The organism is Niallia sp. M35, from assembly GCF_050971705.1.
GTDB lineage: Bacteria > Bacillota > Bacilli > Bacillales > Cytobacillaceae > Niallia > Niallia circulans_A.
The window spans coordinates 1-25467 of sequence record NZ_JBPCEP010000014.1 but is presented as its reverse complement, the minus strand read 5'-3'; the positions used below and the strand labels follow the sequence as shown (position 1 = coordinate 25467).

29 protein-coding genes are annotated in these 25467 nt (G+C 33.8%); 19 read left to right on the top strand and 10 right to left on the bottom strand.

Translation table 11 applies throughout. The features are described from left to right. Position 1 precedes the first annotated feature (1 nt). The 8 genes from NiCM35_RS19160 (at position 2) to NiCM35_RS19125 (ending at position 7785) form a co-directional block, all read left to right on the top strand. On the top strand, positions 2–544 hold the full coding sequence (locus NiCM35_RS19160; RefSeq protein ID WP_123257879.1) for a DUF4269 domain-containing protein: 543 nt from the start codon (positions 2–4) through the stop codon (positions 542–544). 28 nt (positions 545–572) lie between these two features. Next, positions 573–1280 carry an alpha/beta hydrolase family protein gene (locus NiCM35_RS19155; protein WP_433780557.1) on the top strand — a complete coding sequence of 236 codons (708 nt, stop codon included), beginning with the start codon at positions 573–575 and terminating at the stop codon, positions 1278–1280. A 207-nt stretch (positions 1281–1487) separates the two neighbouring features. After that, on the top strand, positions 1488–1898 hold the full coding sequence (locus tag NiCM35_RS19150) for a hypothetical protein (RefSeq protein ID WP_249928295.1): 411 nt from the start codon (positions 1488–1490) through the stop codon (positions 1896–1898). A 380-nt stretch (positions 1899–2278) separates the two neighbouring features. Beyond that, the gene (locus tag NiCM35_RS19145; RefSeq protein ID WP_095334201.1) at positions 2279–2983 is read left to right on the top strand and encodes a FadR/GntR family transcriptional regulator; all 705 of its coding nucleotides are present in this window, start codon (positions 2279–2281) and stop codon (positions 2981–2983) included. 101 nt (positions 2984–3084) lie between these two features. Next, positions 3085–4338, top strand: a complete 1254-nt coding sequence (locus NiCM35_RS19140) for an enolase C-terminal domain-like protein (RefSeq protein ID WP_095334200.1) — start codon at positions 3085–3087, stop codon at positions 4336–4338. A gap of 192 nt (positions 4339–4530) precedes the next feature. Beyond that, positions 4531–5541 (top strand): zinc-dependent alcohol dehydrogenase, encoded by a 1011-nt coding sequence (locus tag NiCM35_RS19135; RefSeq protein WP_095334199.1) that lies wholly within the window; start codon positions 4531–4533, stop codon positions 5539–5541. Between the two features lie 13 nt (positions 5542–5554). Further along, complete coding sequence (kduD, locus tag NiCM35_RS19130; RefSeq protein ID WP_095322430.1) at positions 5555–6310, top strand: 2-dehydro-3-deoxy-D-gluconate 5-dehydrogenase KduD; 756 nt, start codon at positions 5555–5557, stop codon at positions 6308–6310. Positions 6311–6420: 110 nt separating this feature from the next. Further along, entirely contained in the window at positions 6421–7785 is a 1365-nt protein-coding gene (locus tag NiCM35_RS19125; RefSeq protein WP_095334197.1) for an MFS transporter, read from the top strand. A 1310-nt stretch (positions 7786–9095) separates the two neighbouring features. Here NiCM35_RS19125 and NiCM35_RS19120 read toward each other — a convergent pair. Both NiCM35_RS19120 and NiCM35_RS19115 read right to left on the bottom strand, forming a co-directional pair. Then, entirely contained in the window at positions 9096–9359 is a 264-nt protein-coding gene (locus NiCM35_RS19120) for a hypothetical protein (RefSeq protein ID WP_123259138.1), read from the bottom strand. Between the two features lie 51 nt (positions 9360–9410). After that, positions 9411–9983, bottom strand: a complete 573-nt coding sequence (locus NiCM35_RS19115; protein WP_095334196.1) for a hypothetical protein — start codon at positions 9981–9983, stop codon at positions 9411–9413. 508 nt (positions 9984–10491) lie between these two features. Between NiCM35_RS19115 and NiCM35_RS19110 the strand changes: the two genes are divergently transcribed. Both NiCM35_RS19110 and NiCM35_RS19105 read left to right on the top strand, forming a co-directional pair. Next, on the top strand, positions 10492–11049 hold the full coding sequence (locus tag NiCM35_RS19110) for a CPBP family intramembrane glutamic endopeptidase (RefSeq protein WP_095334194.1): 558 nt from the start codon (positions 10492–10494) through the stop codon (positions 11047–11049). Between the two features lie 1102 nt (positions 11050–12151). Further along, positions 12152–12697 (top strand): ribonuclease FAU-1 family protein, encoded by a 546-nt coding sequence (locus tag NiCM35_RS19105; RefSeq protein ID WP_095334191.1) that lies wholly within the window; start codon positions 12152–12154, stop codon positions 12695–12697. A 209-nt stretch (positions 12698–12906) separates the two neighbouring features. On the opposite strand, the gene NiCM35_RS19100 is transcribed toward NiCM35_RS19105, so the two are convergent. Next, positions 12907–13215 (bottom strand): hypothetical protein, encoded by a 309-nt coding sequence (locus tag NiCM35_RS19100; protein WP_235850363.1) that lies wholly within the window; start codon positions 13213–13215, stop codon positions 12907–12909. 156 nt (positions 13216–13371) lie between these two features. Here NiCM35_RS19100 and NiCM35_RS19095 point away from each other — a divergent pair, with 156 nt between their 5' ends. Continuing rightward, positions 13372–14349, top strand: a complete 978-nt coding sequence (locus NiCM35_RS19095) for an HD domain-containing protein (RefSeq protein WP_123257875.1) — start codon at positions 13372–13374, stop codon at positions 14347–14349. Positions 14350–14488: 139 nt separating this feature from the next. Here NiCM35_RS19095 and fosM read toward each other — a convergent pair whose 3' ends face one another. Both fosM and NiCM35_RS19085 read right to left on the bottom strand, forming a co-directional pair. Beyond that, positions 14489–14914: a FosM family fosfomycin resistance protein gene (gene fosM / locus NiCM35_RS19090; RefSeq protein ID WP_123257874.1), complete on the bottom strand. Its 426-nt coding sequence runs from the start codon at positions 14912–14914 to the stop codon at positions 14489–14491. Between the two features lie 141 nt (positions 14915–15055). Beyond that, a complete protein-coding gene (locus NiCM35_RS19085; RefSeq protein WP_433780552.1) occupies positions 15056–15496 on the bottom strand; it encodes a GNAT family N-acetyltransferase in 441 nt (146 codons plus the stop codon). A 107-nt stretch (positions 15497–15603) separates the two neighbouring features. Here NiCM35_RS19085 and pdxR point away from each other — a divergent pair, with 107 nt between their 5' ends. Beyond that, positions 15604–17007, top strand: a complete 1404-nt coding sequence (gene pdxR, locus NiCM35_RS19080) for a MocR-like pyridoxine biosynthesis transcription factor PdxR (protein ID WP_433780550.1) — start codon at positions 15604–15606, stop codon at positions 17005–17007. An 82-nt stretch (positions 17008–17089) separates the two neighbouring features. Here the strand turns inward: pdxR and NiCM35_RS19075 are convergent, their stop codons facing one another. Together NiCM35_RS19075 and NiCM35_RS19070 are read right to left on the bottom strand one after the other, a co-directional pair. After that, positions 17090–17647, bottom strand: coding sequence for a cysteine hydrolase family protein (locus tag NiCM35_RS19075; protein ID WP_095334182.1), 558 nt, complete (start codon positions 17645–17647; stop codon positions 17090–17092). A 100-nt stretch (positions 17648–17747) separates the two neighbouring features. Then, positions 17748–17984 (bottom strand): DUF3977 family protein, encoded by a 237-nt coding sequence (locus tag NiCM35_RS19070; RefSeq protein ID WP_095334180.1) that lies wholly within the window; start codon positions 17982–17984, stop codon positions 17748–17750. 294 nt (positions 17985–18278) lie between these two features. Between NiCM35_RS19070 and NiCM35_RS19065 the strand changes: the two genes are divergently transcribed. Continuing rightward, positions 18279–18521 (top strand): hypothetical protein, encoded by a 243-nt coding sequence (locus NiCM35_RS19065; protein ID WP_433780548.1) that lies wholly within the window; start codon positions 18279–18281, stop codon positions 18519–18521. 242 nt (positions 18522–18763) lie between these two features. Here NiCM35_RS19065 and NiCM35_RS19060 read toward each other — a convergent pair whose 3' ends face one another. Continuing rightward, positions 18764–19675: an aldo/keto reductase gene (locus tag NiCM35_RS19060; protein WP_123257869.1), complete on the bottom strand. Its 912-nt coding sequence runs from the start codon at positions 19673–19675 to the stop codon at positions 18764–18766. A gap of 71 nt (positions 19676–19746) precedes the next feature. After that, a complete protein-coding gene (mciZ, locus tag NiCM35_RS19055; protein WP_433780545.1) occupies positions 19747–19887 on the bottom strand; it encodes a Z-ring formation inhibitor MciZ in 141 nt (46 codons plus the stop codon). Positions 19888–19977: 90 nt separating this feature from the next. On the opposite strand from mciZ, the gene NiCM35_RS19050 reads away from it, so the two are divergent. Beyond that, complete coding sequence (locus NiCM35_RS19050; RefSeq protein ID WP_123257868.1) at positions 19978–20526, top strand: NUDIX domain-containing protein; 549 nt, start codon at positions 19978–19980, stop codon at positions 20524–20526. A 2-nt stretch (positions 20527–20528) separates the two neighbouring features. Continuing rightward, positions 20529–21698, top strand: coding sequence for an endonuclease Q family protein (locus NiCM35_RS19045; protein WP_433780544.1), 1170 nt, complete (start codon positions 20529–20531; stop codon positions 21696–21698). A 36-nt stretch (positions 21699–21734) separates the two neighbouring features. On the opposite strand, the gene NiCM35_RS19040 is transcribed toward NiCM35_RS19045, so the two are convergent. Further along, positions 21735–22292, bottom strand: coding sequence for a GNAT family N-acetyltransferase (locus tag NiCM35_RS19040; RefSeq protein WP_123257866.1), 558 nt, complete (start codon positions 22290–22292; stop codon positions 21735–21737). Positions 22293–22446: 154 nt separating this feature from the next. On the opposite strand from NiCM35_RS19040, the gene spoIIM reads away from it, so the two are divergent. The 4 genes from spoIIM (at position 22447) to xerD (ending at position 25086) form a co-directional block, all read left to right on the top strand. Then, positions 22447–23115 (top strand): stage II sporulation protein M, encoded by a 669-nt coding sequence (spoIIM, locus tag NiCM35_RS19035; RefSeq protein ID WP_123257865.1) that lies wholly within the window; start codon positions 22447–22449, stop codon positions 23113–23115. A 144-nt stretch (positions 23116–23259) separates the two neighbouring features. Continuing rightward, the gene (gene fur / locus NiCM35_RS19030; protein WP_095334167.1) at positions 23260–23724 is read left to right on the top strand and encodes a ferric iron uptake transcriptional regulator; all 465 of its coding nucleotides are present in this window, start codon (positions 23260–23262) and stop codon (positions 23722–23724) included. A 233-nt stretch (positions 23725–23957) separates the two neighbouring features. Next, positions 23958–24188: a YqzK family protein gene (locus NiCM35_RS19025; protein WP_095334165.1), complete on the top strand. Its 231-nt coding sequence runs from the start codon at positions 23958–23960 to the stop codon at positions 24186–24188. Positions 24189–24192: 4 nt separating this feature from the next. Beyond that, positions 24193–25086: a site-specific tyrosine recombinase XerD gene (gene xerD / locus NiCM35_RS19020; RefSeq protein WP_433780542.1), complete on the top strand. Its 894-nt coding sequence runs from the start codon at positions 24193–24195 to the stop codon at positions 25084–25086. Positions 25087–25467 lie beyond the last annotated feature (381 nt).

Genomic DNA, 25467 nt, shown 5'->3' with positions numbered 1-25467 from the left:
GATGGACTGGACACTATTTGATACGCCAGATTATTTACAGGGAGGTAGTGCTAAACAGCAGCAAGCATATTTAGCATTGAAGAAATTAAAAATAAATGAAATTTTACATTCTTATAAGCCAATTCTTTGCGGAACCATTCCAATTGGAGTGGATATAGAGTCTTCCGACTTAGATATTATAATGGAAGTCTACGAATTTGAAATTTTTAGCCAGATTGTCATCGATTATTTTGGAAAAATGAATCATTTTCGTCTAAAAAGATTAATGATTAGAGAAGTGGAAATAATCAAAGTAAATTTCTATTTTGATGGTTTTGAATTTGAATTGTTTGGTCAGCCTATCCCGGTTAAGCAGCAATATGCGTATCTCCATATGATAATTGAACACGCCGTTTTAAGGATAAATCCATCCATAAAAGAAGAAGTACTTATACGAAAGAAACAAGGTTATAAAACAGAGCCAGCTTTTTGTCAGGTTCTAGGGTTAAAAGGTGATCCTTATCAGGCGCTGATTGAATATGGGAAAGAAAAGAGATTCATTTAAGTATCAGTAGAAAAAGGAAGGGACAACAGTGAAAAGAAAAATAATCGGTGAATGGAAGTTTTATCATTCAAAAAATATTCATAATAAAGACAAAATTGTAATCTTATATCATGGTTGGGGTGGAACAGCGAAGGGATACATAGAGTTGGCCGAAAAAGTGGCTCAAGAAGGATATGGCGTATTAATTCCTGACATCCTATATCACGATGAAAGATTTCCTATAGAAGATCACTTTGGTTACAACATTACTCAGCAGTACTTTTGGGATACTATTTTCCATACTATTGATGAATTTAATGAGTTTTTAAGCGTAGTAGGTGTAAAGAAAAACAGTATCCTATTAATAGGCAATTCAATGGGGGGATTTATAGCCAATGGTATTTTTGCGAGAGAGCCTGACATAAGAGGCTTAGCAAATATCAATGGATCGGGTTCCTTCCTCCTTACAGAAAAATTATTTCGAATACGAGATGATAGAGAAGAGATGTCTCAAGAAGAAGAGGAGCTAATAAAGAAATACGATCCAATAAGCACAACGAGGAGTCTATCACCAGTTCTTCTTATGCATGGAGATAGTGATACGATAATTCCAATCGAGGGTCAAGAAAATTACTATAAGTATCTTAGCCAGGAGAAGGGACGAACCAATGTGGAGTGTGAAATTTTTAAAAAAGTGAATCATGCATTTACACCGGAAATGGTAGAGAAACTTATTGCTTGGTTAAAGGAAATTTAAAAAAGGCTGAGGGGATAGGATGGACTTAATATTTATACGACATTAAGAGGGAGAACATACACTTAACTTCCTGCTAGTTTACAAAAAAGAAATCCTTCTCTCACAAAAAAGGGGAGGGGTCAAGCTAATAAGCTAAAGGAACGTTTGCCTTTAGCCACTCAGGATATTGTGTTTATTAGCCCCTTAGTAAGGACATTGGAAACAGCTATGCTATGGACTGATGAAGTCGATTGTCAAAAAATAGTAACTCCTTATGTTTCTCCAAGAATGTTCCCTCTCTTAACGAATAAACAAACCTTGCCTTGTGATCTAATGATGGAAAAGGAGAAAATACTAGATATTTTTCCTGTCTTTGAACTAGACGACAATCCTCCTGCGTCATTATGGGAGAAAGGATTTAATACAGTCATAGACGAGGATATCCATATAATAAAAGAAAGATATCAAGAATATGCAGACCTACCATTAAATGCAAATAGAGGTGGATCCTTTAAATTTATTCAGTTAATTATGAAGATTGAAAGCTTAGCTGATATAAAGTTAAATTATTTTGATTTGCAAGTTGAAGTGAATAAGATGATGTATTCAACCTTAGAGTATCAATTGAAATTTTTTTAACAGACTTAAAGCAAATATCTTTTAATAATAATAATTTAGTGTTAACTTTTAAAAATGCAAGTATGGTTTATTGTCTATGAATATCAGAAAAGAGAACGTGACGGTGTATCGAGTAGTGTTTTCACTGATATCAAAGTTGGTTTTACATATATTTATTATGAAAAATGGCTTTTGTATTTATTGATAGCATCGCTTTTAGTTAACTTTTTTATAGCAGGATTCGAAACAGTACTAATATTCAAATATTAGGAAAAACTTAGGGAGTAATTAATGAAGAATATAATATTAGGTAATATCGTATGAAAGCATTTACATTTTTAAAGGTCTATGATAATATAATTTCATAACTTGTAGGACATGAGACAAGAGAGGGAAAAAGAATGGGACTTAATTCCATTGATAAAAAAAATATTGTTAATTCAGTTTATGAACAATTAAAAGAACATATTATTAACGGTACTTGGCAACCAGGAAGTAAAATTCCTTCCGAAACGCAATTACAGAAATTGTTTAATGTAAGCAGAGTGAGTATTAGAAGCGCCATACAGCGTTTGAGGGATTTAGGAATTGTTGTTACATATCAAGGAAAGGGAACTTTCGTATCAGATGATATTAATGGAAAAAGCATCAATGATTTTGTTCCGGTAATGCATCTTAGCGAAGAAGAATTTTTTGACATGATGGTATTTCGCCAAACCATTGAATTCAAATGTTTAGAATTAGCTGTACAGAATGCAACAAAAGAAGATATTGATAATATTGAAGAGATTCTAAATGATATGTTTCGATATAGAGATGACTATAAGAAATATTCGGAAATAGACTTTAATTTTCATTTAGCTATAGCTAAAGCGTCAAACAATATCGTTTTTTATAGAGTGATGCATTCAATTAGAGATTTCTATTATTATTATTTAGAAGAGTTAAATAGAGTGATTGGGATTACTTTAGATAGTATTGAAGCACATTTGCAAATCTTTCGAGCTATTCAAAATAGAGATGCAGAATCTGCTAAAACTAGTCTTAGTAAATCCATGGAAAGTAATATTGAAATTATAAAAAAAATAAAGAGTTCAAGAAAATAATTCACCTCTTTTGATAGAGGTAATTATTTTTCATGCCAAACTTGTAGGACAACTAACGAGTTGATGATATTTTAATTCAAAAATTAGGAAGGAGCAATGAAATGAATCACTTAGAAATTCGTGATGTAAAAGTAATACTAACTGCACCTGGAGGAATCGATCTAGTTGTTGTAAAGGTTGAAACAAACGAACCAGAATTATATGGACTAGGGTGTGCAACCTTTACTCAAAGAATATTTGCCGTAAAATCAGCTGTTGAGGATTATCTTAAACCATTTCTTATTGGGAAAGATCCAAGAAGAATTGAAGATATTTGGCAGTCTGCAAATGTAAGCGGATACTGGAGGAACGGCCCAATTATGAATAATGCACTTTCTGGGGTCGATATGGCTCTTTGGGATATTAAAGGAAAATTGGCAAATTTACCAGTCTATCAATTATTAGGAGGTAAGTGCCGGGATGGAATTCCTCTCTATCGACATGCTGACGGTCCAGATGAAGTGGCAGTGGAGGAAAACATCATAGCCCTTATGGAAGAGGGTTATCAGTATGCTCGTTGTCAGATGGGCATGTATGGTGGGAGTGGAACCACTGATACAAGGTTAATAGCCACTGTTTATGAGAAATCTAACAAAATAGTTCCAAAACGATCACCTAAAACATCATTAGCCGGATGTTATTTTGATCCAGAAGCATACTCGAAAAGTATAGAAAAACTATTTGATCATCTGCGCTCTAAGATCGGATACAATATGGAATTTATCCATGATATTCACGAAAGACTTCCAGCAATTGAAGCTGTAAGATTAGCAAAAAAATTGGAACCTTATCATCTCTTTTTCCTAGAGGATCCCGTTGCACCTGAGAATATTGAATGGTTGAAAATGATTAGACAACAGACGTCTACCCCAATAGCAATGGGAGAATTATTCACGAATGTGAATGAGTGGAAAAGTTTAATTGCTAATCAGCAAATCGATTTTATTAGATGTCATGTTAGTTCGATTGGCGGTATTACACCAGCTAAGAAACTAGCCACTTTTAGTGAACTATACGGGGTACGTACTGCTTGGCATGGACCAGGTGATATTTCACCTGTAGGAGTAGCAGCTAATCTTCATTTAGATTTAAGTACACCTAACTTGGGCATTCAAGAATGGACTCCATTCAATAATGCGTTGGAAGAAGTTTTTCCGGGGTGCCCACAAGAAGAAAATGGCTTTGCTTATGTAAATGAAAAACCTGGATTAGGAATAGACATTGACGAAGAAAAAGCAAAGAAATTTCCCGTTGCAGGTGGAATACCGTCCTGGACTTTAGCACGTATACCAGATGGAACTGCTGTAAGACCATAATATGATTTTCTTTAATTAAGTATGAGTCAACAGTGTAAAGCTTTGCTAGAATCATAAGGCGGTTCAAAGGTGGATATCTTATTGTCGTAATGAAACTATTTTAGGAGAGTTGGTAAGTATGTTGCTCTTGGTATCATAGAAATAGTATCGGTTTAATAATGGATATTTATAGATGAAAAGGAGTGATTTCTAATGAAAGTAGGAGCTTATGTAAACTCTATGCAAGTAGAAATGATAGAAAGAGAGATACCGACTCCTAAGGAGGGAGAGGCCTTAATCAAGGTATCTTATGCGGGAATATGTGGAACGGATATGATGATTTATCATGGATTACATCCAAGAGCAAAAGCACCATTAATATTAGGACATGAGTTTAGCGGTGTAGTGGAAGAAGTGGTGGAAAATGAACAGATAAAAAAAGGGGATAAAGTAACCGTTGAGCCACTTTTAAGCTGCGGAAAATGTGCAGCTTGTACTAATGGCCAAATGCATGTTTGCGAAAAATTGCGATATATAGGGATTGATCAAGATGGTGGCTTTGCTGAGTATACTACTATTCCGATTAACAGACTAAGAGTACTACCGGATGGAGTTACAGAGAAAGAAGCGGCTATGCTTGAGCCTTTGGCTGTTGCGATACATACTGTTAGACGTTCAAATATGAAAGTCGGAGACACGATAGCAATTCTGGGTGCCGGACCCATTGGTTTGCTTATTGCTCTTATTGCGGAACGGGCAGGAGCAGGAAAGATATTCATTTCTGATGTAAGTACGATGCGTCTAAAGATTGCCAGAGATATGGGCTATGAGGGCATAGATGCAAAAACCATGGATATTGTTCAAATAGTTAAAGATTCAACAAATGGTGTAGGAGCAGATGTGGTATTTGAAGTAGCTGGAAATCAAATTACAGCTAATCAAATGATTGATTGTATCAAGTATCAAGGGGAAATCACAGTTGTTAGTGTTTATAAAAAGCCCCCTACTATTAATCTTGCAAGTATGCATTTTAGAGAAATCTCACTTAAGACAACAAGGTGCTATAGTTCAGATGACTTTACAAAAGCTATTGAGTTACTTGGCCAGCGTAATATAGATCTTAATCCATTAGTCTCTCATGTCCTTCCATTAGAGGACATAAAACAAGGTTTTGATTTAATGGAAAAACCAGATGAATCATTAAAAATTTTATTTAAACCATAAGGAGTTGGTGAAGATGACGCAAGCGTTTGATTTATCAGGAAAAGTAGCAGTTGTTTCAGGAGCTACTCGGGGAATTGGTCAAGGGATTGCTATTGGACTGGCAGAAGCTGGTGCAGATATTGTGCTTTTACAACGAAGTGATGATACATCCACTGAAGAGAAAATAAAAGCATTAGGTGTTCGTTGTAAAATTATTCAATGTGATCTCATGAATCTGAATGAAGTAAAGCAAGCAATTCCAAAAGCCATTGAGACTATGGGCTCAGTTGATATCCTTGTAAATAATGCTGGGATTCAAAGACGTTCACCTGCAGTAGATTTCTCTGAACAGGATTGGGACGATGTATTAAATGTGAATTTAAAGGCAGTTTGGATTCTTTGCCAACAAGCAGGAAGACATATGGTTGAAAAAAACAGTGGGAAAATTATTAATATCGCATCTCTTGCTTCGTTTCAAGGTGGTCTGTTTGTTCCAGCCTATGCTTCTGCTAAAGGGGCAGTGGGTCAACTTACAAAGGCTCTTGCAAATGAGTGGTCATCACAAGGTGTAAATGTGAATGCCATTGTTCCAGGTTATATTGCTACAGAAATGAATACTGCTTTAATCAATGATCCTGTACGCAGTAGACAAATCACAGAAAGAATACCTGCTGGTCGATGGGGAAACCCAGAAGACTTCAAAGGTCCCGCTGTATTTCTAGCATCTGATGCAGCCAATTATGTGCATGGTCATCTGCTTGCAGTTGATGGCGGATGGTTGGGCCGTTAATTAAAATAGCTTTAAAATTTCATCATGTCTTGTTTAACTAGTCTAAAGTGGTTATGACTTTATTGTCATAAAGAATGATTACCATAAAGGGGAAAAAGGGGGAGACTAGTATGAGTTTAGAAAGAAATAATTCTATAAAAGATTTTATTCCAGCACCAGCAATGAAAAAAACGAATATTCGCTGGATGATTGTATCTATGTGTTTTTTAGTCACCACTATTAACTATGCAGATCGGGCAACAATTTCAATAGCTGCCTCACCTTTACAAAGTGATTTAGGGATTAGTGCTATAACAATGGGGTATATTTTCTCTGCATTTAGTTGGGCTTATGCTCTTGGTCAAATTCCAGGAGGTTGGATTTTAGATAAGTTTGGAACAAAAAAAGTTCTTTTTTGGAGTCTATTTCTTTGGTCAACCTTTACTTTATTACAAGGGTTTGTTGGATTTTTTAATGCTAGTACTGCCATAGTAATGCTATTTATTCTAAGATTTATTGTGGGGCTAACTGAAGCACCTTCTTTTCCTGGAAATAGTCAAGTAGCTGCATCTTGGTTCCCTGATAATGAACGTGCAACTGCATCAGCTATTTTTAGTGCCTCAGCGTTTCTTGCTATAATTATTTTTAACCCATTTATGTCCTGGATAACACAATCGTTTGGTTGGGAATACGTTTTTATTATCATGGGCGCATTAGGTATAATGATTGCTTTAGTTTGGTTAAAAGTAATCCATAATCCGAAAAATCATCCGCATGTTAATCAGGCAGAACTGAACTATATAGAGCAGGGCGGCGGGATACTAGAGATGATGGAGAAGGGAGCCAATAAAGAAGTCAGTGGCATCAATTGGTCACATATTAAACAGTTACTGAAAAGTCGTATGTTAGTAGGAGTATATATTGGGCAGTATTGTATTTCAACACTTACTTACTTCTTCATGACTTGGTTTCCTGTTTATTTGATTCAAGAACGAGGGATGTCTATCCTTGAAGCAGGATTTGTTGCGACATTACCTGGACTTAGTGGCTTTTTAGGTGGAATTTTAGGAGGGGTCTACTCTGATTATTTATTAAGAAAAGGTAAATCTCTTACTTTTGCCCGTAAAACTCCTATAATTATTGGTATGATTCTTTCAGCAAGTATGATTATTTGTAATTATACTGATGCAGAATGGCTAGTTGTAGGGATTATGGCCTTAGCTTTCTTTGGTAAAGGATTTGGACAATTAGGCTGGGCTGTAATGGCTGACTGTTCTCCAAAAGAAATTGGAGGGATAAGTGGAGGCTTATTTAACACTTTTGGAAATATTTCAGGGATTACAACACCTATCATTATAGGTTACATCATTGCTGCAACAGGTTCCTATAATGGTGCGTTGGTTTTTGTTGGAATTAATGCAATAGTTGCTATGATTAGTTACTTATTTATTGTTGGAGAAATAAAACGTGTTGAATTAAGCAATTCTGCTAAATAGGAACTTAATGCAAAATAACCCTATTTTTGAAAGGGTTATCAATATAGTGGGATTAGAATAATTAAAACTTATTGGATTCTATTCGATTATTATATATATCGGGATAGTTTTTCTAATTAATAACAAATAATTAAGCAATGAAAAAATATCAGGAATAGTAACAGTTGTCAGTGCAAATTTCACTGAATAAAAAATTCTAAGAAGTTATTTCTTCTTCACACTAAAAAATAAGCGTGTCTTATAAAACAAATGAGGTTTGTTATGGGAGAAGGAATTTACAAAACTCTATAGAATATAAAAGTTAGTTACAATATGAAAGTGTTGTCTGAATTGAATTACTCATAATTTATAAGGACCTTCTTCTATGAAAGAGAGGTTCTTTTTTTATTAACTAGTAGGAGAATAGTATTAATTATATTGATAAATTTACAGAAAGAGTTTTTTAGGGGAGAGAATGATGAAGAAAGCACAGCTAGTTATTGACGCTCAAAATGGGATGTTTCAAGAAGGGGATGTTGTTCATAATAGTAAGAATAGAGAATCAAACTTAGTTGATAATTGAATCAAAACAATATGTCTTTGATGTTTTATACGATGAGGAATTAGGATAGATTGTTCAAACTCCTATTGTCAAATTGGAGGATGTATAGTTAATTACATTCCTTGCCAATCTAAAATCTCGGCTATTGAACTCTCTGCAAGGATGACCTTTAAAGGATGAAACCTGTTGCTAATGGAATCTGCTTAACTTGTAACGAAGACACATATGAAATGCAAACATAGAGAATAGCATGAATTCTATAATTTTTTTAATACAATGAGGTTGATAAATCTCATTATATTTCTACCCTCCACCCATAGATTTATAATCGCAGTGAGAAGTACTTGCGGAGCAACAAAATTTGCAAAATTTTATTACTTAACTTTTCACTGTTTTTCTAAGTTTTGTATAACTAAATATCGTTTGCAAAGAAGAACACTAACTATTAGCAGAAAAACTAAAATAGAAACCAAGAGATATTACGAACGAGGAAATTTAGATGCTTTAAAGAGAAGAAACTCGAAAACAGAGAAAATAAATCCAATTGTGAGTTTCTTCTCAACATAAGATAATACAAATCCATGTCATTATGTAGGATATAAGTAGTAATGTACTATTTAATTATCTAAGAAGTTTTTGAAAATGTATTTTCAATGAAGTAAACAACATTGAAAAATATAGCGTCAAAAATAAATGAGTGAAAGAAAATCTAAATTTTTTGCTGACATGTGGAAGTTTTCAGTATGTGTAAATCATACTCATATATGATTTATTTACTATTAAATGTTACCCAAACTTTATAAATAAATGAATCCTCTACCTTTAATCCTGGACGAATATTGAAACTTTTTTCTGTATGAACAACATAATCAGGATTAGAAGCTAGGAAAAATGAAAGAGCATATGCTATTTTATAATCTGGTGTAATATACCCATTTATTGTTCTACCATGTATTTCGTTTGCTATAGAATCAGCCCATACCTCTGATTCTCTTAAAGTTTCAAAAATAATACTTTCTTTTTTCCATTCTATCTCCATCATTTACAACCTCATTTCTTTATTTCTTATGTTTCGGTTTATTCTTTAGGGCATTTTGCAAGTTAAATATCGATAACCATATCTTTCCGGATTTGTACCCGTTATATGCCAAGAAAGATTAACTATATCACCTTTTTTGAGTGGATAACTTTGACCCTTAATTTGATAATTTTTCATGCTTCCATGAAAATTATATGATGCTCCTTCGGAATGAGGTTCATATGGTGTGTTTATAGCTTTACCGTTTACTGCTGCAGAGGGCATTTTAACTACTACAATTGGACCCAAAAATGATCTAGCTGAAGAAGTTAAATGAAACCCCCACATTAAAGATCTATAACTACCTGTGAGATTTTTAACTTGCATTGTTACAGTGGCAACATTATGTGAATGAGTTCTATTACAACTAGGTGGTCCTAAAGAAATTGCAGCATCAGGGCTACTCAGATTGTTAGGTCTATCTTCAACTTCTAAATCACTAATAATTTCATTTGATCCTTCTTTAATTATCTCATTCTCAGAAAAACCACCACCCTGGTACTCTTCTGCATTTCCTATACCAGTATTAGTGAATAGAAGTAACAAAACTGCTAATATTCCGGATTTTATTATTTTCACTATATTACCTCCCACATGATTTTTGGTATTTTGATTCCATTTTAAGGATAACACACCTATTTTTCTGAGTATACAGAAAATTTTGATTATGTTCATTTGATATTAAATTTAACTTATTATGATATAAGAATAAAAATATACTATGTCGCAATCTAAATAAAAAAAAGGAGGAAAGAAGTGTACCTATCCTTCCTAAATTGATAATTAAATAGATTCTTTTTATCGTATGTACTGGTATTATTATTAATTAATAAAGAATGTTTCTTTTTGTAGGTTTATAAAAAGATTGATCATTTAAAACAAAGTTCGATTATTTAAAATAAAGTTTGATAAAAATATCTATTTTGTATAGTAGTTCTTTGTTCCGCAATCGGGCCAGATTGTTGTATAAAAAAAGGGGGAGTCACAAATTTTAGTAAAAACAAATAAAAATTATATTTGGGTATTTTTCATTATCTTTTTTGTTCTTTGGTGTGTGAGAGAATTATGGTTAGTCCAATACTTAGACATGATGGAGTCCATACCAAGGGCTATAACATCAGCAGTTATCAAAATAGCCATTTGGGTCACTCCTGTTATATTTTTGGTTAAAGTTATGGAGAAACATAATCCGTTATCCTATTTAGGCTTACGTTACAATTTTAAAAAGGGGTTAAAATGGGTATGTTGGGTGTCTTTAGTTTTCATATCTTATTTTGTAATTTTAAATTTTATCGTTTTAAAAAGTAATATTGATTTTCAAATGGGGTTGCATGAGTGGCTTAATATAGTTCTGTTGGTGGGAATTACTGAAGAAATTGTGTTTAGAGGTTTTTTACTAAGAAAATTAATGGATTCTTATAAATTCTGGATAGCAAACACAATTACAGCTTTGCTCTTTGTATCAATTCATTTCCCGATTTGGTTTTATAAAGACCTATTCGAGTTTTCATATCTTTTAAATGGCATAACAACGACCTTTGTTTTAGGTATTATATTGGGATTTATATATAAAAAGAGTAACTCACTTTGGTCAGTAATTATTGTTCACTCTTTATATAATTTGTTAGTATCACTGTTCTACTAACGGGCGCGATTGTCATTTTATATTTTATAGTATTCGTTCTCTTTAGGGCTTAACTCTAAGTTCACCTATTTGTTCTAACAGTTATATCTGCGTCTGCGCTAATAATCAAGAGAGACATAGTAAATCCTAAGGCTATAATTGAAGTGAAAATAATCTTTTTTTATACATTTTTTTCCTCCCGTTATTTTTAAAAATTTTCATCACAAACCTATTTATATATAGTAGTAATATTATAATTAATTATAATAATATACACACATATATATATATATATATATATACTATATATTGGTAAAGTTTACTAATATTGGAATTAGGAGGGTGCTATGTTTATCATGAAATTAACAAACAACTTTTTTATCAGGCTATTAATTTGTTCTGTTTCTTCAGCTTTTTTTCTTGCTTTTTTTTTGTTTTACTTTATTAACTCGGTTCCATTTTCCTTTTTCGACTCTTTTGATTTAGCTTCATTCATGTTATTTTTTACTATTTTTAGTTTAATCTATCTAGTAATAGGAGCGCCAATTCAGTTTTTCTTTAGAAAGTCCCTAAATAATTCCTATATTAAAAATTTTGTATTATTTTTTATAGTAGGTTTTATAGTTAATTTGATTTTCTTTCCGATTGCTACCGATCTAAATCCCAAATTTTACTTAGACCAAAATTTTTACTATATGATCATCTCTAGTAGTGTAATATTCTGGTTGAATGATTTAATTTTCTTAAGAATTAATCACGAGAAATTAAAATTCTAAAATCATATTAATAAATATATCAAGAGCCGCATTATCTAGTATTTCTTCTAATAGTTTTACTTTATGATGTTTATAGAGATAATAAATTACAGTTAGGTTTCGTATCAGTATATTTTTTTGCTAAAATGCCTTGACCATATTTCTTGTTTTAATTATGTAAGGTTACAAGTGAAAAAACAACGGGAAGTCCACAAGAATTCTATGGCAATGTACATAAGTACAATCTTCCATAGTCTAAAATGTACCCTATGTAAAGGACAAAAAAAGCCTAGACTACGTTAAGTAGAGATGATTTTCCGAAAGAGACAGATTGGTTTCAGATATCATGTTGAATAGGATGGGTGTATATGCAGGTAAAAAGAAAATTTGGTAACCATAAAAACTGGAAACGGATAGTAGAAAAGCAATATGCTCAAACGTTTATGAAGACAGAAGAGTTTACAGGATATTTGGCGCTCTTTCATTCAATAAAGGTAGTGGAATCAGTAACAAAAAGGTATGATCAGAAAGCTGTGTGTATCCTTGATGATGGCTATATGTGGCTTCATCAGTTTCCCTTATATAAACATCATTCTGTCACTACTATGTTTAATGCAAATGGTGATATTGTGCAGTGGTATATTGATATTTGTCTGGAAATTGGAATAGAGAAAAATGTTCCTTGGATGGATGATTTGTTTTTAGATATTGTAATGCTTCCATCTAACGAAATTTATTTACTGGATGAAGAGGAGCTGGAAAATGCATATAAAGAAAATTCAATCACGAAACAACAGTATAACCTAGCATGGGAAGAAGCGAACGGCATTATAGAACAATTAAAGCTTGATCAATTCACCTTATTAGCATTAGCTAAAGTACAGAAAAAACAAATGGAGAGGCTGTTAAAATAATTAGAAAGCATCCTTATACCAATTAATTTATTAAACAAGATAGTTCCAATTTATACTTTTTTAATTTGAAAGTGTTTTGTCTTTTTATAAGTTTACTAATATTTCTCTCCGTTATCTAATTTCAATATGAAAAGAAAGGTTAGTGGGTGAGGCTGAACAAAAAAGCAAATAAAAACCACTAAACTTCAAGTGGTTTTCGTAAATTTATATTAATTTCCCATTATAAGCGTGCCTAGTATGTGGTAAAAAACAGGGAACAAAAACAATACTACATTGGCAATTATACCTACTAATGATAGGGTATCTCTACTCCGTTTATACCCTAAAAAGCCGATGACTGCTCCAATAGGACACACAAAAAGCGGCATAAGCACAGGTAATCCTTGAATCTTCTCCAACGGAATGATGTCTGTAAAAAAATTAACAATCAATAGTCCAAGGACAATTGGAAAAAGAATCGATAGTACACCTAAAAAGCTGCTTTTATTGCTTTGTTTTTCTCTGATATTCTGATGCACATTCATACTCCTTTCAAATTGCTTTTCATAAATTCATTTTTTGAAAACATGACAGGATAAAACTTTATATGTATACTTTACTATACAATTATTGGAAGTGTATGTAATTTTTTAAAAAAAGTTGTATTTTTACATTTAATAAGAGGGAGAATAATTTTGCTAATATCTGATAAACTGTACGGGAATTTTGAGATAGAAAAAGTTTTAATAGAATTAATAGAAAGTAAGCCAATCCAGCGATTAAAAGGAATTCATCAAGGGGGAGCAAGTTATTTAGTAAATGAAAACTGGAATGTCACGCGCTATGAGCATTCAATTGGGGTTATGCTTTTAATCCGAAAGCTTGGAGGTTCGATAGAGGAACAAATTGCTGGTTTATTGCATGATGTGTCTCATACTGCCTTTTCCCATATTATTGACTTTGTCTTAGATAAACAGAATGAGAATTATCATGAGGAAATATTTCTTTCTGTGATAAAGGATTCTGAAATACCGATAATCTTAGAAAAATTTCATTATGACTATGAGAAAATAATCGGAGACGATTCTAAATGGACCATTTTGGAGCAACCTGCACCAAAATTATGTGCCGATCGTGTGGACTATACATTACGAGATATGTATACATATGGAAAAATATCGTTAAAGGAAGTAGAAGGGTTTTTAGAAAATATTGTAATAGTTGAAGGGAAAATGTGTTTACAACATGTCGATTCGGCAGAATGGTTTGTTGAAACCTATTACAAAGAGGTCATCGATTTTTTCATGCATCCGTTAAATATTTATGGATATGACCAGTTAACAAAAGTTTTAAAAGCAGCATTAGCTCATAGCATCCTACAATTTTCTGATTTTCTAGGGGAGGATAAGGAGTTAATTCATAAAATAAGTACAGCCAAGAATGTGGAGCTCCAAATGCTATGGAATAAGCTCCATCCCAGTGTGAAAGTAGTCGAAGATGAAGAGGATTTTGATATCCATTTAAAGAATAAGGTTCGACTTATTGACCCATTAATTTTCTGCCGAAATAAACTAATAAGTGCTTCAAGCCTTTCGCAAAAAATTCAAGGGATGAATCATGCAGCTTTGCAAAAAGCGAGTAAAGGTGCTTATGTAAAAGTGATAGAAGCGTAAGGGAGTTGTTTTATTGGTTACTCTTTTCAATCCCTTCTGTACTAACTTTTAAGCATGCAAAGTAAATCCATATATCGTTCTAATAGATTAATAGATAACTATTGCCTCTGACTTACTGCATGATTCTTAAATTTAATGGTTAATCCCTTTCGAAAAAAGTCATATGTTGTTTTTCGGTTTTATAGTAATGGATGCGGTCACTTAATGTTCCAGTATGAAATTCGAATTTATGGCCATCTGGATCAGTAAAATAAATGGATTTTTTATCTTTTTCATCTCTTTCTCTGCCATCGAGAAGGGAAACATTAAGATGCTCTAATTTTTTTAATGTTTTATCATAGTCAGCTTCCTCTATCGAAAAGGCAATATGTGTATAAGAATGGTGAATCTCGTTTCTTGGAATATCTTTCTCTTCATTTAAGGCTAACCATATTCCGCCTAAATCAAAATAGGCGGTAGAACGACCTTTTACTAACAATTTTGCATCAAATACCTGTTGGTAAAAAAGAATAGATTTTTCTAAATTGGAAACAGAAAATAAAAAGTGATTAAGTCCTTTTATCATTGTAATCCCTCCTGTTATTATCATTTTTTAGAGTTAAGGTAAATCCTTTTTTAATAGTAATACAGTATATTAAAAGGATACTAGTTATTTAATGATAAAAGAGACATTTCCTTAAGCAGCAAATGTCTCTTTTGCTTTCCATTAAATTTTTTTCAGATAAACATAGCTTACTTTATCATATTCCATTTTCTCTTCATAAAAGCGATGGGCATCGATTCGCTGTAAACCAGAGGATAAAGACACGATAGGATAGTCATTAGCGACAGCCCACTCATGAACATAGTTTAATAATACCTTTCCATATCCTTTCGACCGCTGCTTGCTGTCTGTAATTAATTCACATACCCAGATAAATTTGCCGTTATACAAGGTTATCATAGGCATAAACCCACAAAGGGCGACAATTTCATTCTGATTATAAAGTGCAATCAAACGGTAGTCTTCTTTTTTAACAGACTCTGACACTAATGTAAGATAAGTATCCAAATTTAATTGCGTTCTCAATTGTTTCATAACAGGAAAAGCTTTTTCCCATTCTGCTTCAGAAGTTAATTCTTTAATAAGTAATTGGTCATTTAACATATCCATTCCTCCCTTTCTATCTCTAATGTAATGGCAATCTGGTATAATCTAAAGTGCCAGAATTGTTCTTTTTAAAGGTATCAGCTGAAGGGAAGGAGTGGAGACTAATGCTAGAATTAACACCAATTTTACAGAAGGATAGTGGTAATCCCCTTTATATGCAGTTAGCGGATTTTATTAAACAAGAAATTATGAATAAACATATTTCACCGAATGAAAAATTGCCATCGAAAAGAAAGCTGGCGGAACATTTGCAAATTAGTTTAAACACAGTCCAATCGGCCTATGATCAACTTTGTGCAGAAGGATATGTGGAAAGTATTCCACGAAGAGGATTATTTGTATTAACTATTGATGAAGAATTTCGTAGCCGGCTCGATACTGAAGAGAATAAGGAAATGCAAAAGGTAGAACAGGCAAATCCTGTGAAAATAGACTTTAATTCAGGAAATGTCGATAGTAGCTATTTTCCTTATAATACTTGGAGAAAGCTTTCTATGCAATCGATATATGAAGACCAAAACTTCTGGTTTTCGAACGGAGATCCACAAGGGGAATTTAATTTAAGAGAGGAGATTGCTAAACACTTATATGCGACAAGAGGCGTAAACTGTCATCCTGACCACATTATTCTAGGTGCAGGTACGCAAATGCTAATTGGGTTAATTGGTTTATTGATCGGAAGGGATAAAACATACGCTCTTGAAAATCCAGGCTATCATCGAATTAGAGTTGTTTTACAAGATATGGGGATTAACGTTTTACCAATTTCGGTTGATGACAATGGCATGAATGTTTCACAGTTGAATAAGAGTAAAGCAAATATTGCTTATGTAACTCCTTCTCATCAATTTCCATATGGAATGATTATGCCTATTACACGTCGATTAGAATTGCTTAAATGGGCAGAAAAAAAAGGCGGTTATATTATAGAAGATGATTATGATGGGGAGTATCGCTATAAGGGAAAGCCGATTCCGGCACTTCAAGGACTAGATAAGAACAATCGGATTATTTATCTAGGAACCTTCTCAAAATCCTTAATTCCATCCCTGCGCATAAGCTTTGCTGTCCTCCCAAAATCTTTATATTCTACATATAGGAAGCATTTTACCGTGTATAAACAGACTGTTTCTCGCATGCATCAAGACACTTTGTATCGTTTTATTAAAGAGGGCCATTGGAATAGTCATTTAAATAAAATGAGAACATTATATCGAAAGAAGCGCCAAGTATTACTGCAAACGATTCAACATTATTTAGGTGGATTTGTAAAAGTGATTGGAGAAAATGCTGGTCTTCATATTGTTTTAGAAGTTTATACTGAGTGGACAGAAACACAATTAATAGAAAAGGCATTGGCCTGTGGAGTTAAGGTATATCCGCTTTCCATGTATTACTTTGAGAAACGCTATACAGGTAATCCAAAAGTAATTTTAGGGTATGGGGGATTAACAGACGCAGAAATGGATGAGGGTATTGGTTTACTGAGAAGTGCTTGGGAGATCTAGAGTGATTAATGAAATTAGCTAAACAAAAGCCATTTTTAAGATGACTTTTGTTTAGGAATTTTAGATTATTCTTGCGAGAAAATTATCGATATGTATCATGAGTAGGCGTAAATAAATCCTCGGCAGCATTGCGAACTATGGAAAAATGATCGACATTATAATGGCCATGTAATATTGTATTGTGATGCTTTATAATGGTCTCGGCAGAAAGGATAGAAGAATCGGTTGTGGAATGTCCATCCCCAACTAGGGTGACATCCATATGATTAACCGTTGCTGTTCGGACCGCTGTATCAATACAATAAGGAGTTTCGCACCCCATAATAACAAGATGGCGCATTTCTTTTTCCTGTAGATACTCTAATAAACCTGTTCCATAGAACGCGTTGGTTGCATATTTATCAAAGATTTTAACTTCGCGAGGGACATTTATATCGGGGTGAATGTCAAATCCAGGTCCTTTTCCTCCTGCAACATCTTTATCTCTTACAAAAATGATCTCTATCCCTGATTCAATAGCTTTCTTTATTACTAAATTGATTGTTTCTAATAAACCTTGTTTGTTATAGACTCCTTTTGCTTCTGCATTTCCTTCAACCAGCTCTTGTTGAACATCAATAATTAATAATGCTTGATTCAATCGAAAAACCCCTTTAAGTAAAGAATAGTAGTAGCTTTTTAACTACGATATTATATTCGCGATTGTGGAGAGGTTTTCCTTTTGGAGATTAAATAAACTTTTAGAGGCTTTTTATTCCAAGTATTAATTTGAAGGATTTTCCATTTTTAGTAGCTTGCTTAAATCCTTCTTTTGAGTCGATAATAAGCACTGTTTTTCCAATCCAAATTCTAGTATATAGTGATTGAAATTTAATAGGTCTCTTTATTCCTTTTTCCTCAAACTCTGTTCCATCTTCTAATTCTGTTTCTGTTCGTATAAGCCATTTGTTGCCTATACCAAATTCTATGTATTTCAAACTGAATCCCCGTTTCTCCTATTTAGTTAAGGTGTTATTTCGATAAGAATAATATATTGGTGTTAAAATAATCGTTCAAAACCAAGATGAAAACCGCTTTTCAAGAGACAGAGCCCAAAAAAAGGTGTTCATAAGCAAGATGAAAACCACTATTCAGTAGACAGAGCTCGAAAAGGTGTTCATAAGCAAGATGAAAACCACTATTCAAGAGACAGAGCTCGAAAAAGGTGTTCATAAGCAAGATGAAAACCACTTTTCAAAAGACAGAGCTCGAAAAAGGTGTTCATAAGCAGGATGAAAACCATTATTCAAGAGACAGAGCTCGAAAAGGTGTTCATAAGCAAGATGAAAACCATTATTCAAGAGACAGAGCTCGAAAAGGTGTTCATAAGCAGGATGAAAACCATTATTCAAGAGACAGAGCTCGAAAAGGTGTTCATAAGCAAGATGAAAACCATTATTCAAGAGACAGAGCTCGAAAAAGGTGTTCATAAGCAAGATGAAAACCATTATTCAAGAGACAGAGCCCAAAACTAGCGTTCAAAACCAAGATGAAAACCACTTTTCAATAGATAGAGCCCAAAAAAAAGTGTTCATAAGCAAGATGAAAACCACTTTTCAAAAGACAGTGCTCAAAACTAGCGTTCAAAACCAAGATGAGCTCCGCCCGCCTACAAAAACAATAAGTAAAATTGGCATTCATCCATCATAAAAAATGGTTCATAGAAAAATTCTATGAACCATTCGGGGAACAAGCTCCGTAAAAAACACTTATCCTATTAACGATGTGCTTCATAAACAGATGCTTTGGAAATCTTTTTAATGAATGCTATTTCATCCGCAGATAGAGGGGCACTGTTAACTGCTTTTGCGTTAGCGCGAAGCTGTTCTGCTGAGCTTGCTCCAGCAATGATGCTAGCAACAGCGGGCTGAGCTAAATTATATTGCACGGCAGCCTCTGTAAGTGTACGATTATCTAAGAATTTTTGTTCCAGTGTATGTAACACTTCTGTTAGTTCTTCACCAGAATAATCTAAATAGCCTTTCTCCGATAGTTTTTCACGATATTTAGGGCTTAATAGACCTTTTGCAACCGGTCCGCGAGTGACAACACTAATATTGTTTTCGGCAAGTAATGGCAGTGCTTCTTCCTCAGGACGTCTGTCCAAAATGCTGTATTGCATCATCACAGAAACAATCGAAGAACGTTTCACATATTCGCGAATGACATTAGGACGAATGGAGGAAATGCCATAATAATGAATAAATCCTTCTTCTTTTAATTCTTCAAATGCCTCAATCGTTTCCTCTATCGGATCTGCCATCGTGCCTCCATGCAGCTGATATAAATCAATATAATCTGTGCCAAGGCGCTTTAGGCTTTGTTTTACTTGTTCTTTAATATAGGCTTTACTTGCATCCCAAACCCAGCCTTCTTTTCCTTCTTCCCACTTATTGCCTACCTTTGTAGCAAGAATGACATCTTCGCGATTATTCTTGAAAAACTGACCGAGCAATTGCTCATTTTTCCCTTGATCATATAGATCCGCTGTGTCAAAATAATTAATTCCTTCTTCAAGTGCTGCTTCTAAAATTGGGAAAGCAGTTTTTTCTTCGGTACCGAGACTCATACAGCCTAGACCTAATTTGGAAACAAATAAGTTAGAATTGCCTAATTGAGACTTTTGCAAAATTGAACACCTCTCCACTAAAGATATCTCTTATTGTACGAAAGATGCTGTTTATTCACAAAGAATATGGCTTATTTTTGAGAGCTGTCAGCATTTGCGTTTATCCAATCTTTTACATAAGTAAATTCCGTTTGGTATTTTTTAAGAATATAGCGGATTTCCCAATCCTTTCCTGATAAAATAATTCCTTTTTCCTGGATATATACTTTCAAAAGCTTCCCCCAATCCTTTCCATTGAACAGAAATGAAGTATAATAATCTATATGTCAGAGCTTTGGCTTAATAGAACAGGAGTGTGTCAAATGAGTACATTGGAAGAAAAAACATTAAAAACAGAGCATATTTATAGCGGGAGAATCATTCAAGTTCAAGTGGATGAGGTCGAATTGCCGAATGGGAAAACGTCCACGCGCGAACTTGTAAAGCATCCAGGCGCGGTTGCTGTAATAGCGATAACGGATGATAATAAACTAGTTATGGTAGAACAATATCGAAAGCCGCTTGAAAAAGTAATTGTGGAGATTCCTGCTGGGAAATTAGAAAAAGACGAAGAACCAGCTCTTTGTGCTAGAAGAGAGTTAGAAGAAGAGACGGGATATGAATGTGAATCTCTGGAATTGGTAAGCTCATTCTATACTTCCCCAGGATTTGCTGATGAAATTATTCATGTATATGTGGCAAAAGGATTAAAGCAAAAAGAAAATGCAGCCGGACTTGATGAAGATGAGTTTGTGAATGTATTAGAAATTACACTAGATGAGGCATTGGAATTTATCAAAGAAAAGCGTATTTTTGATGCTAAAACGATTTTTGGGGTACAATATTTACAAATTGCAAATTTAAAGGAGTAAAAATGAATTCGTATTACACTGATTTACATATCCATATTGGTAGAACAAAGAGCCGGAAACCGGTAAAAATAACAGCATCAAGAAACTTAACTTTAACGGCAATCATAGAATATGCCAGTAAGCAAAAAGGTCTTGATATGATTGGGATCATTGATTGCCATTCTCCTGAAGTAATATCGGAAATGGAGGAGTTAATAGCACAAGGGAAGATGCTGGAATTAGCCGATGGTGGGGTAAGAATGGAAGGGATTACGATTATTCTTGGCTCAGAGCTCGAAATATATGATTCTTTCTGTAATGGTCCTATTCATGTGCTATGCTATCTACCGACATTGGCTAAAATGAAGGAATTTTCTAATTGGATTTCTCACCATATGAAAAATGTAACATTAAGCTCGCAGCGCCTTTATATCAGTGGAAAGGAATTACAGTATAAAGTAAAGGAATTAAATGGATTATTCGTTCCTGCCCATGTCTTCACACCGTTTAAAAGTTTATATGGCAGCGGAGTTAATCGTTCCTTTAAAGAAGTTTTAGACGAGAAAATGATTGATGGGATTGAGCTTGGTTTGAGTTCTGATACCGAGATGGCAGACCAAATCAGAGAATTACATTCTTTTTCATTTATAACCAATTCTGATGCCCATTCTTTAGAAAAAATGGCTCGGGAATATCAGGTCATGGAAATGGAGGACGCTTCTTTTGCTGAATTTGCAAAAGTTCTTCATCAAGAAGAAGGTAGAAAAATTATTGCCAATTATGGATTAGATCCGAAATTAGGTAAATATCACGAAACAGTTTGCATGAAATGCTATGCTCCATTTTCGGAAGCGACAGGGATCTGCACAGAATGCGGAAGTCATAAATGGGTAAAAGGGGTGGCAGCAAGAATTAGCGATTTAAAAGATGCAGCCAGTGCACCTAGTAGACCTCCGTATATTCATCAAATTCCGTTAGAATATATACCTGGATTAGGAAAAAAAACGCTGCAAAAATTGCTAGATTATTTTTCAACTGAAATGCAAATCATTCATGAAGCCCCCTATGAAAAGCTAGTGGAGGTTGTGCCAAAGAAAGTGGCAGATTATATTGTTGCAGCGAGAACGGGAATGGTAGACTTGCAAGTTGGCGGGGGCGGCAAATACGGCAAGGTTAGAGTAGATAAGTTATAGCAAAAATCCCACATCACAATTGTGGGATTTTCTGCATTATGCCAAAGAATAAAGACAAATATCTCTTAATTCTGCTGTATCGGCACTTAGTGTTTCATTTTTCAAAATCCCATCTAATGAGAAGCCAAGTTTTTCTGGGATAGCACGGCTTTTCATGTTGGTGGAATCTACTCGTATCTCAATACGATTAGCCTCAAGTGTACTTTGTGCGAACTGTATTAATGCTTTTGTACTCTCGGTAATATAGCCTTTTCCTGTATGAGCTGAATCACACCAATAGCCTATTTCAAACACGCGGACTTTCCAATCGATCGAATGTAGACCGGTTGATCCAATAAATTCATTTGTTGCTTTTAAATAAATATGTAATCGAATAGCTTCTCTTAAAATATATTTGGCATATGATTCTCGTACGCCTGCTTCCACTTCCTCTAGTGTTTGCTCCTGATTGGCAAAACTCATCCAAGGTTTAAAGTCTTCTTTAGACCGCTGAATGCTTTCATATACATCTTTGCCATCTCCTGGCATACAGGGGCGTATGACTAGCCTTTCTGTTTCGATCGTTTCTGGTAAATCGATTAATATTGGTTTCAAAACACTCACCTCCATTTGCTAATTCTATCGATCTCTATAATCAATAATATAATAATCTTATTATTTTTTCATTTCCATTAATAATAGATTTATAGTCATATGCCCTTTTTTTTTGCATAAACATTAACTAACAGAATTGGCGGGAGGAAAGGCAATGAAAAAGAAAAAATATCAGAATATCCTAGTGAATCATATACGCGATCATTCCTCAATTTACTTATTTATCATTGTATTGTTTTTAATGGGGGTTATTTTTGGTGCAATTGTAGTGAATAGTTTGTCTCTCTCCCAAAAGGAAGATCTCTATTATTATTTAACACAGTTTTTTGGACAGGTTTCAAATGGACAGGTAGCGGACAGTAAAGATTTGTTTTTTCAAAGCTTTTCGCATAATAGTAAGTATATAGGTTTTATTTGGCTGTTAGGTATTTCGATCATTGGATTGCCTATTATTTTAATTCTACTATTTATTAAAGGGATGGTAGTTGGTTTCACGGTTGGCTTTTTAGTAAATCAAATGGGATGGCATGGATTTTTACTATCATTTGTGTCGGTTCTGCCACAAAATCTAATTGTTATTCCAATTTTTATAATTTCTGCTACACTATCAGTAGCATTCTCTTTTAAAATGATTCGCCAGCAATTTATGAAGAAAAAGGGAGAACCAATGCTGCCGCTGTTTGCTAGATATACTATTCTTCTAATAATGGCCTTTATAGTAATCGGCATTGCTGCTGCAGTAGAGGCATATATTTCGCCATTATTAATGAAAGCTGTCATTAATATGGTACAATCTATTATTATTACTATCCCTTTTGGATAGTGGGAGGCTTGTTGATTTATTATCGATGATAGTCATTATAAATTAATAATTATTATTAATTGTTATTTATAATAATTTTTATTAGGATTCTTTTCCTACTTCTGTTATAATGAGATGGACAGTGGCTAGGGAGGGACTTTCGGAATGGAAAGTAGAATAGATAGAATAAAAAAGCTGTTGCATTCTTCGAGCTATAAATTAACTCCCCAAAGGGAAGCAACAGTTCGAGTATTATTAGAAAATGAAGAAGACCATCTCAGTGCAGAAGATGTATACTTACTCGTTAAAGAGAAATCTCCTGAAATTGGATTGGCAACCGTATATCGCACACTTGAACTACTAACGGAATTGAAGATTGTTGATAAAATAAATTTTGGTGATGGTGTTTCTAGGTATGATTTGAGACAAGAAGGTGCAGCCCACTTTCATCACCATTTAGTATGTATTGAATGTGGAGCAGTGGATGAAATTCAAGAAGATTTACTAGGAGATGTAGAGAAATTAGTAGAGCGTGACTGGAATTTTAAAATTAAAGATCATCGTCTAACATTTCATGGTATTTGTCATCGTTGCACGGAAAAAAGCGAGGATGTTTCATCCGCAGAATAAACCTTTTCAGTTGAGAAGGTTTTTTATTTTTGTTAATTACTAATCGAAAATAGGAATGTTACCTTTATCGCATTTACATAAGATACCAAATGAAAAAGTGGAAGTAAATTATTCAACGCATAACGCTTTAAATAATATTTATTTCTATTATAATAAGAATAATAGGTCCATTAGGTATATTAAATGTCCAATCTGGCATAGCTTGTATTATAGAAGTTATGGAGGGATTTTGGATGAGATGGACAAAAGCAATTATAAATACACTAAAAGTATTTCTCCTATTTACAGGATGTACGATTCTTTTTTATTATGCAATCGTTTGGTTTAATCAAGAATATCAACAACTACATCGCTATGATGAGCCATCAGGTTCTGCCATCAAGGTGAATGCAGATAATACTCTGGAAACAGAAAAATATTCATGGAGGGATCGAATATTCCTGTTTTACTTAAATGGGGAATAGTCCTATGGAAGATCAATTAAAAGATTTTATACATTATTTATTAGTGGAAAAGGGTTTAGCGAGTAATACACTTGTATCATATGAAAGAGACTTGAAAAGCTATATAAAATATATGAAAAATGTAGAACAATGTAAGCTCAAAGAAATACAGCGTTGCCACATTATTCGCTTTTTAGGTTTTTTAAAGGACCAAGGAAAGTCCTCTAAAACAATCGCACGACATATAGCATCTATTCGTGCATTTCATCAATTTTTATTCCGCGATCGTGTGCTTGAAGAGGATCCAACTGTACATATTGAAACACCGCAGGCAGAAAGAACATTGCCAAAAGTTCTTTCTATGGAGGAAGTAGAAGCACTGCTTGATTTTCCTCATAAAAATGACCATTATGGACTCAGAGATAAAGCGATGCTTGAGCTTCTCTATGCAACAGGAATCCGTGTGAGTGAGTTGATCAATTTAAATATGGATGATGTTCATCTTACAATGGGGTTTATCCGCTGTATAGGAAAAGGGAACAAAGAAAGAATCATCCCTATTGGCGGAGCAGCTACGAGGGCATTGGAGGATTATTTGCATCAAGGGAGACCAACATTTTTAAACCAAAAGAAATCCACGGAGCATTCCTTGTTCTTAAATCACCATGGCAATCGATTAACAAGACAAGGCTTTTGGAAAATTTTAAAGCGTTTAGGGAAGGAAGCCCATATTGAAAAAGAAATAACACCGCACACATTAAGACATTCGTTTGCAACTCATTTATTAGAAAATGGTGCTGATTTAAGAGCGGTGCAGGAAATGCTCGGTCATGCTGATATCTCGACAACTCAAATATACACCCATGTAACAAAAACTAGATTGAAAGATGTATATAGTCAATTTCATCCTCGTGCCTAGTGGGCGGGAGAGAGTTTTTATTTAAAAGGGTAAATAGTAAGGAGAAAAAGACACTGTCAGCAACTTATAAAACAGTAGCAGGAAAAGTATAGTTTACGGATAGCTCCTTGGATAAATTGAAGTCTTGGGGCTATTTTTGTTGTATTTAAATGTACTCTTCTTCATCAGCTTCATTCAAATATAGTTTTTTTTACTCGGCTCCATTTCCATATATTTTGTTTATTCGGATAAGAATTCTCTAAGTATTTGTATCTTTCTAAAAGTCCTCAATTCTAAGTATTCTTTCAATAAATCCTCATTAAGAAAACTCCTTTTTTCGTTATTTAACTTTCACATTTATAAAAGCAATAAAATATTAAATCCATTTCATCCTTATAAGGC